General features: G+C 27.4%; 18 protein-coding genes and 2 pseudogenes. 3 read left to right on the forward strand and 17 right to left on the reverse strand.

The genetic code is table 11. The annotated features are described in order from the left end of the window. Nucleotides 1–221: 221 nt before the first annotated feature. The 12 genes and pseudogenes from HCG70_RS04325 to HCG70_RS04380 form a co-directional block, all read right to left on the reverse strand. Nucleotides 222–1,079 (reverse strand): 50S ribosomal protein L11 methyltransferase, encoded by an 858-nt coding sequence (locus HCG70_RS04325; protein WP_042396038.1) that lies wholly within the window; start codon nucleotides 1,077–1,079, stop codon nucleotides 222–224. 17 nt (nucleotides 1,080–1,096) lie between these two features. Next, nucleotides 1,097–1,714 (reverse strand): flavin reductase family protein, encoded by a 618-nt coding sequence (locus HCG70_RS04330; RefSeq protein WP_078061292.1) that lies wholly within the window; start codon nucleotides 1,712–1,714, stop codon nucleotides 1,097–1,099. 240 nt (nucleotides 1,715–1,954) lie between these two features. Then, nucleotides 1,955–2,654 (reverse strand): annotated as a pseudogene (locus tag HCG70_RS04335) (DNA adenine methylase). A gap of 314 nt (nucleotides 2,655–2,968) precedes the next feature. Next, nucleotides 2,969–3,217, reverse strand: a complete 249-nt coding sequence (locus HCG70_RS04340; RefSeq protein WP_042396043.1) for a spore coat protein — start codon at nucleotides 3,215–3,217, stop codon at nucleotides 2,969–2,971. A gap of 12 nt (nucleotides 3,218–3,229) precedes the next feature. Next, a complete protein-coding gene (locus HCG70_RS04345) occupies nucleotides 3,230–3,415 on the reverse strand; it encodes a hypothetical protein (RefSeq protein WP_042396045.1) in 186 nt (61 codons plus the stop codon). A 134-nt stretch (nucleotides 3,416–3,549) separates the two neighbouring features. Further along, nucleotides 3,550–4,221 (reverse strand): manganese catalase family protein, encoded by a 672-nt coding sequence (locus HCG70_RS04350; RefSeq protein WP_042396048.1) that lies wholly within the window; start codon nucleotides 4,219–4,221, stop codon nucleotides 3,550–3,552. A gap of 295 nt (nucleotides 4,222–4,516) precedes the next feature. Continuing rightward, nucleotides 4,517–5,071: pseudogene (locus HCG70_RS04355) on the reverse strand (manganese catalase family protein); the annotation flags it as partial. Nucleotides 5,072–5,085: 14 nt separating this feature from the next. Then, on the reverse strand, nucleotides 5,086–5,334 hold the full coding sequence (locus HCG70_RS04360) for a spore coat protein CotJB (RefSeq protein WP_042396051.1): 249 nt from the start codon (nucleotides 5,332–5,334) through the stop codon (nucleotides 5,086–5,088). Nucleotides 5,335–5,354: 20 nt separating this feature from the next. Then, nucleotides 5,355–5,510: a spore coat associated protein CotJA gene (locus tag HCG70_RS04365; RefSeq protein WP_221697507.1), complete on the reverse strand. Its 156-nt coding sequence runs from the start codon at nucleotides 5,508–5,510 to the stop codon at nucleotides 5,355–5,357. Nucleotides 5,511–6,055: 545 nt separating this feature from the next. Continuing rightward, a complete protein-coding gene (locus HCG70_RS04370) occupies nucleotides 6,056–6,277 on the reverse strand; it encodes a hypothetical protein (RefSeq protein WP_042396052.1) in 222 nt (73 codons plus the stop codon). 410 nt (nucleotides 6,278–6,687) lie between these two features. Further along, complete coding sequence (locus HCG70_RS04375; protein ID WP_221697508.1) at nucleotides 6,688–6,987, reverse strand: spore coat protein; 300 nt, start codon at nucleotides 6,985–6,987, stop codon at nucleotides 6,688–6,690. A 5-nt stretch (nucleotides 6,988–6,992) separates the two neighbouring features. Beyond that, nucleotides 6,993–7,208, reverse strand: coding sequence for a hypothetical protein (locus HCG70_RS04380; protein ID WP_055277013.1), 216 nt, complete (start codon nucleotides 7,206–7,208; stop codon nucleotides 6,993–6,995). A gap of 686 nt (nucleotides 7,209–7,894) precedes the next feature. Here HCG70_RS04380 and HCG70_RS17760 point away from each other — a divergent pair. The 3 genes from HCG70_RS17760 to HCG70_RS04395 all read left to right on the forward strand — a co-directional run bounded on the left by HCG70_RS17760 (nucleotide 7,895) and on the right by HCG70_RS04395 (nucleotide 8,846). After that, nucleotides 7,895–8,137 (forward strand): recombinase family protein, encoded by a 243-nt coding sequence (locus HCG70_RS17760; RefSeq protein WP_353890005.1) that lies wholly within the window; start codon nucleotides 7,895–7,897, stop codon nucleotides 8,135–8,137. A 161-nt stretch (nucleotides 8,138–8,298) separates the two neighbouring features. Then, nucleotides 8,299–8,529, forward strand: coding sequence for a recombinase zinc beta ribbon domain-containing protein (locus tag HCG70_RS17765; protein ID WP_221697520.1), 231 nt, complete (start codon nucleotides 8,299–8,301; stop codon nucleotides 8,527–8,529). Nucleotides 8,530–8,615: 86 nt separating this feature from the next. After that, nucleotides 8,616–8,846, forward strand: coding sequence for a hypothetical protein (locus HCG70_RS04395; protein ID WP_042396058.1), 231 nt, complete (start codon nucleotides 8,616–8,618; stop codon nucleotides 8,844–8,846). Between the two features lie 75 nt (nucleotides 8,847–8,921). Here HCG70_RS04395 and HCG70_RS04400 read toward each other — a convergent pair whose 3' ends face one another. The 5 genes from HCG70_RS04400 to polA form a co-directional block, all read right to left on the reverse strand. Further along, the gene (locus HCG70_RS04400) at nucleotides 8,922–9,524 is read right to left on the reverse strand and encodes a flavin reductase family protein (RefSeq protein ID WP_042396061.1); all 603 of its coding nucleotides are present in this window, start codon (nucleotides 9,522–9,524) and stop codon (nucleotides 8,922–8,924) included. Between the two features lie 30 nt (nucleotides 9,525–9,554). Then, complete coding sequence (locus HCG70_RS04405; protein WP_396020994.1) at nucleotides 9,555–9,689, reverse strand: hypothetical protein; 135 nt, start codon at nucleotides 9,687–9,689, stop codon at nucleotides 9,555–9,557. 217 nt (nucleotides 9,690–9,906) lie between these two features. Continuing rightward, nucleotides 9,907–10,449, reverse strand: coding sequence for a lytic transglycosylase domain-containing protein (locus HCG70_RS04410; RefSeq protein WP_042396063.1), 543 nt, complete (start codon nucleotides 10,447–10,449; stop codon nucleotides 9,907–9,909). A 24-nt stretch (nucleotides 10,450–10,473) separates the two neighbouring features. After that, nucleotides 10,474–11,070 carry a dephospho-CoA kinase gene (gene coaE, locus HCG70_RS04415; protein ID WP_221697509.1) on the reverse strand — a complete coding sequence of 199 codons (597 nt, stop codon included), beginning with the start codon at nucleotides 11,068–11,070 and terminating at the stop codon, nucleotides 10,474–10,476. 9 nt (nucleotides 11,071–11,079) lie between these two features. Then, nucleotides 11,080–13,692 (reverse strand): DNA polymerase I, encoded by a 2,613-nt coding sequence (polA, locus tag HCG70_RS04420; protein WP_042396068.1) that lies wholly within the window; start codon nucleotides 13,690–13,692, stop codon nucleotides 11,080–11,082. Nucleotides 13,693–13,749: the final 57 nt, after the last annotated feature.

Below are 13,749 nucleotides of genomic sequence, written 5' to 3' on the forward strand. Positions count from 1 at the left end.
AAGATTTTTTTTGTTAGCATGAAAAATATTTTACCATAAATCCTAGGCTTATAGAGTCTGGGATTTATTTTTTTTTTGCAAAAGGGGCCTCGCACTAATTATTTAGTGCAACAGCCCCTTTTTTATTTAGAAATTCAGCCTATGCTAAATTTATTCCTCAACTTGAAACTTGTCACTTAAAACTTATAAGCCACTACCCTTATAGAATTTTATCTTTGTTACTATCTAAATACTGCAGTTACCCATTCATTCGTTTGATGTTTGCTTATAAGTTTAAAGCCATAGCTTTCAACATTATTCTTAACTTCATCAAAGCTCCATTCTACAAGTCCAGAAACTAATAAATTTCCACCTTCTTTTAAATGAGACTTTATATATTCCATAAACATCTTAGTTTCTTCTCCACCAATATTTATGAATATCCAATCAAAACTTTCCTTAACTAATTCAGTATCATCTAATATATTTCCTACTACAGCTTCTATATTAGTTAAATTATTCAATGAAGCATTTAACATTACCTCATCTTCAACATCTCTTATATCAACTGCTACAATACTTTTTGCTCCTGCAATAGATGCAGCAATCGAAAGTATACCTGATCCTGTTCCAATATCTAAAACAGTTTTATCTTTTAAATCTAACTCATTTAAAATTAGCTTTAATATATCTTGAGTCGTTTCGTGAAGCCCTGTTCCAAAAGCCCCCTGAGATATAAAGTTAATTTTTGTTTTTCCCTCAAACTCCTCTTCTGGTCCAGCTATAACATATTTATCATCTAAATGAATAGCAGGAAAATCAAATGTAGTATAATCATTATTGTTTTCCTCAACATCTATATAATCCATTTTTAAAATCTCTTTTAACTTTTCTTTAAACTCTTCTAGACCTTCTTGTTCTTCATAGGCAACCTTTAATATTATTTCTTCATCATCTCTTTCTATATATCCATATCCGTAATCGTCAGTAGTAATCTCTAATGGATTTTCATAGAAAACATTATAAATGTCATTTATAGCTAATTCTTCTATAGTTGAATCTAATTTTTCATATGGAAGTCTATATGATATTATAAACATTTTTCATCCTCATTTCTTTATTTAACTTTATTTTTTAATTTCTTTGTATTTTTTGTTGTAATAAAATTCTTTTTACCTTTATTTTTATTATTCTTATTGTTTTTTACAGATTTTTCCTCAGAATTCTTTTTTAATATAGAGCTTTGCTTTACTTCTTTTACTTTAGTATCATCTAATTTTGCTTTGACTTCTTTTTTATGTATTGGCTTTTTTGCTACTGAATATCCAAACTTACCTAAGGCTTCTGTATCCATTTTGAAGTATTCTCCATGATAATATGTAATTAAATCAGCTTCTTCAAGATGAATTTTCCCCTTTTCATCCATTAAATCTTTATCTACATATGAGCCTACTACCTCTGCAATAAATAAATCATGTGTACCAAGAGGAATTATACTTTTAACTTTACATTCAATCGATATAGGACATTCATTTATATATGGAACATCTACATTTGTCCCCTCTACCATTGTAAAATTCATTTCTTTTATTTTATCAAACTTACGTCCCGGTCTAACTCCACAGTAGTCAACAGCTCTTGTCATATCACTACTTGGAAGGTTAACTGTGAATTCCATTGTTTCTTTTATATATTCATAAGATAGTCTTTCTGGTCTCACAGATATTGATAACATTAGAGGCTTAGTACATACTGTTCCACTCCATACATAAATACAGTAATTTTTTAATATAGCATTAGCTTTAGCAACTATAAAATTATATCAAATAAATAATGTATGTAGAAGTATTTTTATTAATTTACTATCTTGTATTTTTCTTTTTTACCTTTATTATTAATTTACCATTTTTTATTTTTATCTTCACTCTACTTCCCCCTTACTTCATTCAGTTTTCCCTAATTAATCATATTAGTCTTAATAATTAGTTATTATTAACTCCCTGTATTTACCTCTTCCTTCTGCAGCTCTCGAAACCGAATAATTAACTTCAACTTCTTTTATATTGAACTCTTCGTACCATTCTCTTACTTTTTCATGGTCATTAATAGTTAACAAAAATTTACCTTTTAAAATTTTAAGCTTGTCCCTTAAAATGATATGTTCTTTTTCTCCAAACTTATTATCATATCCTGCAGTTTCAAAATACGGAGGATCACAAAAGAAAAAGCTATATCTCTATCATATTTATCAATAATTTTTTCAAAACTTAAATTCTCTACATATGTGTTGCTTAGTCTTTCTCTTATGTCACTTAACATATTCTTATAAAATACTTTTTGACTTGGTTTAGTTGTAGTTCCATATCCATATGTCTTCCCCTTACCAACAAAACTTTGAGTTATTAAATATAAGAACCTAATAGCTCTATGTATTTCAGTTAAATAATTTATATTATAGTTTTTATACTCTTCAAAAATATCTCTTCTAGAAAACTCATACCCTAATAATCTTTCAATCTCTGGAGAATGATATTTTATCATTTTAAATAGATTTATTAATTCTTTATCTATATCATTTATAACTTCTATCGTACTTGGTTCTTTTCCAAAATAAACCCATACCGCTCCAAAAACAGTTCTATATAACATGTATGCCCTGGAATCAAATCTATAATATCTTTTCTTAGTTTATATTTTTCTCCAACCCTACAAACAGGTTATTTTTATAAAATATAACATTATTTTCATAATTTGTACTATTTATCCCAAGCATTTGTTCTTATCGCAAACATACGTTCTTGTTTTTTTGTACAAAATAGAACTAGATATATTATTTCTATATATCTAGTTACCTGTAATTTTATTCTGTATTTTTTTTGAATTGCGCACTAAAAAACACCACATATTAACTTTTTAATAATACGTTATTCTCATTTAATTATAATATACTTTTTAGTTACTAATATAGTATTTTATTATATAAAAAGCATTATCCTTGTGAAAGCTGTTGCTTAACTGTAGCAATTTCAGTATCTGTTGCTTTTTGTGCAGGTATGTAATATCCCTTTTCCTTAGCAATTTTGAAAAGAGCATATTGACGAATCTCATCTTGATCTCTCATAAGTTGTATTGTAGAACGTAGTTCTTCATTTTCACACTGAGAAATTATACTGCCATATCCTGATAAACTTGCATTTAATCCTGCTAAATAATCACTTATCATTTCCTTTTCTTGCATAATATTTTCCTCCTACTCTAAAAAGAACATTAGCTTTTCTTTGTTAGCCTTTGCATCTTGTGCATCCTTTGCCAACATGTTTTTTAATGTTGTATCTGTACATTGTTTAGAATAAAAATCTAGTTTTTTCTCAATAGTACAATGAGCACCAATTAAATGACGCAAATTTTGTAATTCTAGTTGATTTAAATTTGCCATTACTATTCCTCCAGTATTATAAATTCATTAATTAATATTTTCTAATATTAACTTATTTATTCACTATAAATTATTAAATATAATACCTTTAAAATTTAGTTTATACTAAGTTAATATACTTTCTACACTAAATACTATCTTCTAGGGTTTTCAAATGAAGGTGGTGTTGGATTTGGAGCTTCATGTGAAGGTCCTGGTGTTGATAAGTCAAAGTATAACTTTGAATCTTCTGTAACTCCAAAGTCTTTATTTGAACCACTCTTTTGCACCTTATTTAAAGCCTCCCTAAATAATGCATTATGAGCTTCTTCTCTATTAAGTAAAAAATCTATTGTTGCTCTTACTTCCTTATCTTCTATTTGCCTATAAAGATATTCATATACAACCTTCGCTCTTTGTTCAGATGCTATATTTGATAATAAATCTGCAACTAAATCACCAGTAACAGTAACATAATCAGCAGTCCAAGGTGCACCTGATGAGTTAATAAGTACTGGTGATAATCCACATTGTACATGAGTTTGAATTTCTCCATTACAAACTTCATTATTATTAACATCATGTCCATTTAATAGATTAATAGTTTGTGAAACCATCTCCATATGACTTAACTCTTCTGCTCCAATATCTAAAAATAAATCCTTAATTTCGGGGTCTTTTATTCTAAAACTTTGAGAAATATATTGCATTGCTGCTTTAAGTTCACCATTTCCACCACCTAATTGTTCTTGCATTAATACTGCATATTGTGGGTTAGGTCTTTCAACCTTTACTTCATGTAATAGTTGTTTTTTGTGTTCAAACATTTTATCTTACCTCCAAACAATATATTTTTATCAAATTTATTATTTGAATTTTTAATAATTAATATTCAATACATATTATTAAACTTTAGAATATAAATAAACTCTATCCTTATATTAATAAAATAATAAAAAACACCTTCTATTTATCATATTTTTACTTAATAAATAGAAGGTATATAATACTTAATATTACTATTTTTATTGTTAATTATCTAATTGAATAACTATCATAGTAGACTTTATTCGGATGAGGAGTTACTAAACACTCTTCATGATAAATTTTACCTGGAACGGTACTAAAATTATCTTGCACATCCATTAATGCTTCTCCAAACCTTTGAAAGTGAACAATTTCTCTTTGCCTTAAAAATCGTAAAATCTCTTTTATTTCTTCATCATCAGTAAGATTAATCAACCATTCATAAGTTGCTCTTGCTTTTTGTTCAGCAGCCATATCTTCATGAATATCAGCAACCACATCACCTTTTGCTTGAATGTAAGTTGCAGTCCATGGATTACCTTGTGCATCACTGTAATATAAAGCTCTACCGTGATCTGTATAATGTCCGCCCAAATCAGCTGCAACTAATTCTTCTTTTGTAGCATTAGACATTAATTGATATATCATAGTAGCAATCATCTCAACATGAGCCATCTCTTCTGTAGCAATATCTGTTAATAATGCTTTTGATTTTCCTGTTGGCATTGTATAACGTTGATTTTGATATCTAAGTGCTGCACTTAATTCACCATCTGGTCCCCCATATTGAGACATTAAAAACTTTGCCATTTTTAAGTCTTTAGATTTTAAATTTATTGGATATTCTAGTGTTTTAACATAATACCACATTAAGTCATCCCTCCTTATTTATTGTCCCAAGGCCAAGGATTAGATGTCCACTTTTCAGGAGCTTCAATTGAAGCAGAGCCAAAGTTAGTCAATGGTTCATATGATTTTTCATATTTACAAACTAGAAAATCTAACTTTCTAGAAACTTCATTATAATCATCTGTAGCTTTTTGATTTGTTGGAAAGTTATCTAAATATAAATTAAGCTCTACTGCATAAAAAATATATTTCATAATTTTAAATAGCAATTCATTTTCATTCATTATATCACCTCTATAATAATTTATTTTTCATTTTCTACATAAGGTCTATAAAGATCTTTAAAAATTGTGCCTATCCTTAAAGCAGTATTAGGCTGAAATAAATTTTCATATCTTTGCAGTATTATATATGCCTTAGCATATTTAATATTTCTTTTTAATTCCTCTTTAGTATTCAAACTTTCTCAATCCTCCCTTTAATATCTACTTAATTATATAATATGTAGAAATTAATAAATAAGTTACATAACAATGCTATTTTTGTACATATTTTGAATAATTCTAACTTTTCATATTTAAAAACAATTCTTTATGAATTATAAGTATATTTCTCAAAACTAAATAATACTAATCCTATTATGTAAATATTTGTATATATTGAATTTTAAGTAATATATCCAACTTTAATTTACTTTTATCCTAACAAATATTTTTGAAACGTAAGAAAATAAAAAAAGCAATCACTAAATGTAGACAGAGTGATTACCTTTTTCTATAGTATCTAGAGTTAATACTATATATATCTTGCAGTTTTATCTTTATATATGTTTATAATCTAAAATTACAAACTTATTTATTGATAATTATAATAATCTAAGTAAATTACTACTGTTAAGTTCTTGTTTATTTAATTTATACTCTTCGATTTCACTCATGAATGTATCAGAAAATAAACAAAATTTTTCATAATCTATTATTTTATATAGATTATTTAGCTTTGTAATTATAAGTTCTTCTTCATCGTCTTCTGTCGCTTTACTAATAAATAACTCGCCTCCTTCCTAAAAATAAATTTTAAAATCTGATGTGGGAATATTTTATCTCTAGATATGAACACGTGGTGTCCTAATGCCCCTTCTGAAAGTGTCAAAATACTCGGAGTATATCTAAGTATTTTCTCCTCTTCTTGTGCTTGTACGATATCCAATAATTCATCCTTTGGCATAGTTCCTTTCTCTGCTAATTTATGATGATATTCACATACAGTTATTAAGTTGCTATCCTCTAATCTTAGTTAATAATCTTCTTTAATAGGTACTATGTGATGAACTTCTAAGTCATTATAGTTATACTTCTTTATTGTGTTATATAACTTCCTTATACATATCTGAAATAGAAATTTACCTCTTGTCTTTTTCTTTGCCATGCTTTTGTCCATCTAAACTTATCTGCTTCACTTGTTTTGTACTTATATCTTTTTTATGTCTTCTTCCACAATACTTATAACTCTTTAATATCATATATTTTATCACTTCTCCTACTAAATTTTCTTAAGGGTTTATTTCTTAATACTTACTTTTTTATGTAAAACAAAAAGAACCCTATTATTAGAGTTCTTTTTATCAAATTATTTAACTATTTTTCATTGATAGTATTTATTGATTCATTATAAGAACATGTTAACTGTTTAATAGGTGTATCATATGGATTAATCCATCCATTATTTAAACTTAATTCAGTAAGCGCAGTATGTCCTTCAACCATTTGTGTTAAAGATGCTGAATATATAGCTCTTAATTCTGGTGTACTACTTGTTAACGCAGAATTAAGATACATATCTGCAGCTTCTTTTGCAGATGAAAGCATACTTAAAGCTATTTTTTTATCATCTATATCTGTATTACTCTTTATTAAATTTCCTATCATATTTCTCATAATATCTATCCTTCCTTAACAACTGGTACTTTATTTTCAACTATAAATTGTTGGATTCCTTTAATTCTTCCTTCAGTTGCTAATATACTTGCTTCTGACTGTCTTTTTAAATCTTCATCTGATATTAAAGAACTTATTGCTCTTTGCATAACTAATCCATCAGATTCCATTTTCAAAATTGCTGCTAAAGATAGATTTTCTACTTCTGAAAGTGCTCTCATTTATAATCACCACCTATAATATATTTTCACTTTATATTATTGATTTAATATAAAAAATACCCGCGTTAAATTTTACCTAATTTATATACTTTTAATCACTTTTTCATTTAAATATAACAAAAAGCACCTAACTTTTTCTTGTTAAGTGCTTTTTATAAAAGGATATTGAGAATTTATGAGAGGTTATATGACCAATAACATATAACTTGATACAATAACATTATATAATTTAAATAACCCTATTAAACTCCCATCTTTTCCCTTTATTTACCCCACATCTTCTAATTTTATGCTATCAACACCAAATAATAATATACTTAAATCCCTAATGGCTGAATTTATACATCTGCTTGGTGTATTTTTTTGCTGCAATTTAATTCTTCTTGTATCTATTCATAAGATACCTTATTTATATAATATAATTCTAAAGCTTTGTACTGCTCGTGGCACCATTCTTTAAGCTTCTTGTGCTTAATATATAAGCTTTATCTTGATCATCATATTCCCGTAAATCATCTACATCATTTACACTATATATAGCTCTATCTGCATGAAATTTTAAACGATAATAAAATAGAGAACGCTAAACTTGACAAATAGGGTGGTAGTATTGCTCCTTTTGGTTATGATATAGTTAAAGTTATTGAAAATAGGAAAACTATTTCTTATTAAAAAAAAATAATGATATTCCTTTAGTAAAAGAAATTTTTAATACCTATATGATTTATAAAAGTCTCCATCAAATACAAAAATATTTGCTAAATAAACATAATATTAAATGGTCATTATCTACAGTTAAATATATATTGGGCAATCCTATATACTGTAGAAGCGATGAGAATGTAATTAATTATTTAAATTCAAAAAATATCCCTGTATATGGTGAGCCTAATGGCTGCGGCTTCATTACTTATAATTCACGTCCATAAAAAAAGGAAAGCGAGAGTGGAATTCTTCTGATACATTCATGGCTGTTAGTAAGCATTTTGCTCCAATAACTTCTGACTTATGGTTAAAGACTCAACTTATTCAGTTGCAAACAACACGATAACCTATACCTAAATCTTCAAAAGTAAGTTATTTTACATGAATATTAAGATGTGCTTTATGTGGAAGTCCTGTAACTATAAATTATAATAATACAAATAAATATGGTACAAGAAATTACTATTATATTTATACTGGAAAGATAAAATATGGAGTTTCATATTGTAATAATAGCAATAAGAACAATCATGTGCTTTATAAAATATTATTAAATCATCTTATAAACTTTAAAATTCCAACTGTTGATAAAAAAATAATAGCGAAGCCTCTATAGAAAATTTAAAAGCTCAATTAAAAAGGAATGAAAAAAAGATAGAAAATGTTTTTGATAATCTAACGGAAGCTAACCATGATATAGCTATGGTTATTAATAAAAAGCTAAAATCATTATCTGAAGAAAAACAAGATATAAAGTCTAAAATAATCACCTTATCAAATTCTAATAAAGAATTTTCACAAAAAGATTACAATGATGCTATAGAGCTTCTTTTAGTTTCTGACCACGAAACCAAGAGACAAATTCTTTCAGATATTATAGAAAAAATTAAATGGAATGGGCATAATAATTATCTAAAAACTACTATTAAATAAATTAATTTTACCCAATAAAAAAGATATAGGATAAAGTAATAACTCTACTGATAACCCTATATCTTTAATTTTTAATTACTTTTTAACTCTTCTTTTTCTTTTTTTATTATCTGCCTTCTTACGTATCGAATACCCAAATGATCCAAGTGGCTTTGAATCAAGTCCAAAATATTCTCCATGTGAATATGCAATTAAATTAGCCCTTTCAAAATGTATTTTCCCTTTCTCATCTAATAAATTCTCATTAACCTTCACATTCATTACATCCAATAAAAACATATCATGAGTTCCTAGAGGAGTTATAGATTTTAATTTACACTCTAATGCAACTGGAGAAATTTCTAAAGATGGTGTATTTATAGCAACACCAGAATTTAGTTTTAATCCTAATTTAGATATCTTATCCTCTCTTTTACCACTTACAACCCCACAGTAATCAGTTATATTAACCATGTCTCTAGTTGTAAGATTAATCACACACTCTTCACTTTCTTTTATGTACTCATATGATAATCTTTCTGGTCTTATTCCTACAGCTATTACAGGCGGTTTGGTACAAACAGTACTTACCCATCCTATAGTGAATACATTAGTTTTACCCTCTTTATTAATGCTTGTTAATAATACTACAGGTGTAGGATTTAACATAACACTGCCTTTAAAATTAATTTTATTCATATACTACATCCTTTCCTAAAAATACTGTATTTATATACGGTGTGAAGTTCCTGTCCATGCTACAGTAAAAACATTTTCTTTACCCTCTTTATTTTTAGATGTTATTAAAACAACTGGTACTGGGTTTAAAATAACACTACCTTTAAACTCTACCTTTTCTTTCATATCATTTCACACCTTTTTTAAAAATTATCTAAACGATTATAACATAGTTTGGATAAATTGCGAAGAAATTTATATTTAGTTAAGAGTTAAGGAAGAAACCCCCAGTGGAATTTCTTAAATAATATATTTTAAAATTCAGCTTAACTGAATTTATTCCTTCACTATTAACTATTAACTCCTAACTATTAACTAAAAAAAGAAGCCTTACGGCTTCCTTTTATTCATATAAAAATTTATATACGTTATATCTCGTACTTACTTTATCAACATATTTTTTAGTTTCCTTAAAAGGAATATATGTTAAATTTTCACCATCACTAGAGTATTCGGGATCATTAAGCCATTTAGTTACATTACCACTTCCACCGTTATATGCAGCTAATGCTAAGCTTAAATCATCAAATTCTGACAGAAGATTATTTAAATACCAACATCCAAACTCAATATTTATTTCTGGGTCAAATAACATTTTAGTTTCAAAATTCTCAACTTCAAGTTTATCTGCAATCCACTCTCCTGTAGAATCCATTATTTGCATTAATCCCTTTGCTCCTTTGCTAGATTCCGCATTTTCATTAAAGTTACTTTCAGTTTTAATTACAGCTAATACTAAATATGGATCTAATTCATATTTGGCACTATACTCATTTATTATGTTGCTGTATTTATAGGGATAAATATATTCTTTTATAATATACCTTCCTCCAGCTAAAAGTACAAAAAAAACAATTAACCAAATAATAATTTTTTTAAATTTCATTCCCTCTCCCTACTTTGAAATAGATTAAATAGACCTTAAAAATTCAATTAGCAAATCAACTTGCCCTTTCGTTTTTGTTAATGTATCATTATTTTCTATAACTATATTAGCAAAATCCTTTTTTATATCTAAAGGCATTTGAGAGTTAATTCTATTAATTGCATCTTCTCTCATCAATGAATCCCTTGATCTTACTCTTTGAATTTGTGTATTATTATCTACCCAAACTAAGATAACATAATCCATTTCTTTATGCAAATCATTCTCTATTAAAGTTGGTGCATCCAAGATTACAATACTTGTTTTTTTCTTTTCTAATTCTTCAAGTTTATCATTAATTTCATTCTTTATATATGGAAGGATTATTTCCTCATATTTCTTTCTTTGTTTTGGAAATCTAAAAATATGATTACCGAATTCTTTTCTACGAAATTCTCCTCTCCAATCAAAGAATCCTGCACCAAACTCAACTTTAACCTTTTCTAAAATCTCAGGGTATTTTACTAGTACTTCCTTAGCAATTATATCTGCATCAACTATTTCAAAACCTGCTTCCTTTAGCATGAATGAAACCGTACTTTTACCAGACCCTATTCCTCCAGTCAATCCTATCTTTATCATTTTTACCCCCTATTTTGCATCATACCATGTATTTCCTATATTTGTGTCTACCTCTAATGTTACTGACATCTTTAGTACATTTTCCATTTCTTCTTTTACTAATGCCTTAACAATTTCTAACTCATTTTCTTTGACATTTAAAATAAGTTCATCGTGTACTTGAAGAATCATTTGACTTTCTAAGTTTTCCTTTTTTATTCTATTATAAACTTTAACCATAGCAAGTTTAATAATATCTGCAGCACTTCCTTGAATTGGAGCATTCATCGCTAATCTTTCACCAAGAGCTTTTACTATTTTATTTGATGATTTTATTTCTGGAATAAATCTTCTCCTATTTAATACTGTTAAAACATAACCTTTTTCCTTAGCTTCTTCCTTAACACTTTCTAAATATCCTTTTATTTTTGGATACCTATCAAAGTAAATTTCCATATATTCAGCAGCTTCTTTTCTAGTTATTTTTAAATCTTGAGAAAGACTAAAATCACTTATTCCATAAACTATACCAAAATTAACAGCTTTAGCTCTACTTCTCATAAGAGGTGTAACCTCTTCTACTGGTACTTTAAATACCTCAGAGGCTGTTTTAGTATGAATATCACTATGATGATTGAATGCATCTATCATATTTTTATCATCTGACATATGAGCAAGAACTCTAAGTTCAATTTGAGAATAGTCACAAGATAATAACACATCAGTTGATTCTTGTGGTATAAATACTTTTCTTATTTCTCTTCCCATTTCATACTTAACAGGTATATTTTGAAGATTCGGCTCTGTACTTGATAATCTTCCTGTTGTTGTAACAGTTTGATTAAAGCTTGAATGAATAGCTCCATCTTCATCTATAACATTCTTTAGACCTTCAACATAAGTAGAATTTAGTTTAGTTATTTGTCTATAGTAAATAATCTTTTCTACCACCGGATGCTTATCCATTAATTTTTCTAATACTTCTGCATTAGTTGAATATCCAGTTTTAGTCTTTTTAATTACTGGTAAGTCTAATTTTTCAAAAAGAATCTTACCTAATTGCTTTGGTGAACTTATATTAAATTCTTCTTCACAAAGCTCATATATTTCTTTTTCCGTTCTAGATATTTCTTCTTTAAACTTAACTGCAAGTTCATCAAGCTTTTCTCTATTTACATTAAATCCTATAGCTTCCATGCTTGATAAAATTGATATTAAAGGATGTTCCACTTCATAATAAAGCTCATCCATTCCTTCTTTATCTATCCTGTCCTTTAAATATTCGTAAAGCTCTTTCATACTCGCCATAGCATTACAAATTAATTCATCGCCTTCACCTTTTACTTCCTTCATTAAATATTCATTTATTAATACTTCTAAAGGATAGTTTGATTTAGCTGAATCTATAAGATAAGCTGCAACTACTGTATCAAATATGAATTTCTTTACTTCAATATTGTGCTTTGTTAATATTGTAACTAAATTTTTACCATCTTGAATTACTTTTTCTATTTTTTCATCTTCCATAAAAGCTTTAAGTAGATTAATTGCTTCATTAGAATTTTCCATATTTATCAATTTAAAATCTATTAAACTAACTTTATCACCATAGTTTATATATAGTTTATCTAATTCTATTTTAGAATAAAGATTTGCATTACAAGTACTATAAGAAATAAAAGCTATTCCCTCTTTTACTGATAATACTTCTTTAAATCCTTCTATTGTAGTTACTTCATTTATTTCTATTTTGGCTACTTCTTCTTCACCTTCTAAATCATCACCTGGAAGCTTTGCTAATAAAGACTTCATTCCAAGCTTAAAGAATAATTTCTTAAGCTCTTCTTTATTGTAATTTTCTTGACTTTTAATATCTTCTAAATCAAATTCTATTGGAACTTCTGTCATAATAGTAGCTAGCTTTTTACTAAAAATCGCTTGCTCACTATAAGTTTCTAAATTTTCTTTAAGCTTTTTACCACTAATTTCATCTATGTGTGAAAGTACTCCTTCCATTGAACCATAAGTAGAAATAAGCTTAAATGCTGTCTTTTCTCCTACCCCTGGTACACCTGGAATATTATCTGACTTATCCCCCATAAGGCCTTTTACATCAATATATTGAGTTGGTGTAACCCCAAACTCCTCAATAAATGCCTCTTTATTATAAACAGCAGTCTCTGTTACTCCCTTTTTTGTAATAACAACTTTAATATTATCACTTGCAAGTTGAAGAGCATCTCTGTCTCCTGTAACTATAAATACTTCAATTCCATTCTTTTCTGCAAATTGAGCTAAAGTACCAATTATATCATCTGCTTCAAAACCATCTATCTCATATATATTAACTGCTAATAAATTAAGCACTTCTTTTACAAGAGGGAATTGTTCTCCTAATTCTGGAGGCATTTTTTTTCTACCAGCTTTATAATCTTCATATTCTTTATGTCTAAATGTTGGTGCCTTTCTATCAAAAGCCGCAACTATGTAATCAGGTTTAATTTCTTCCTTCATTTTAAATAACATATTTGTAAAGCCGTACACAGCATTTGTATGAATTCCTTCACTATTTGTTAATGGTGGTATTGCGTAAAATGCTCTATTTAATAAACTGTTTGAATCTAAAATCAGTAATCTTTCCATTCTTTCCTCCAGTATTTTACTTTTATATTTTTAACTATTATTTAGTAATTATAACAT

The sequence above is a fragment of the Clostridium sp. K04 genome, from assembly GCF_019734375.1.
GTDB lineage: Bacteria > Bacillota > Clostridia > Clostridiales > Clostridiaceae > Clostridium > Clostridium saudiense.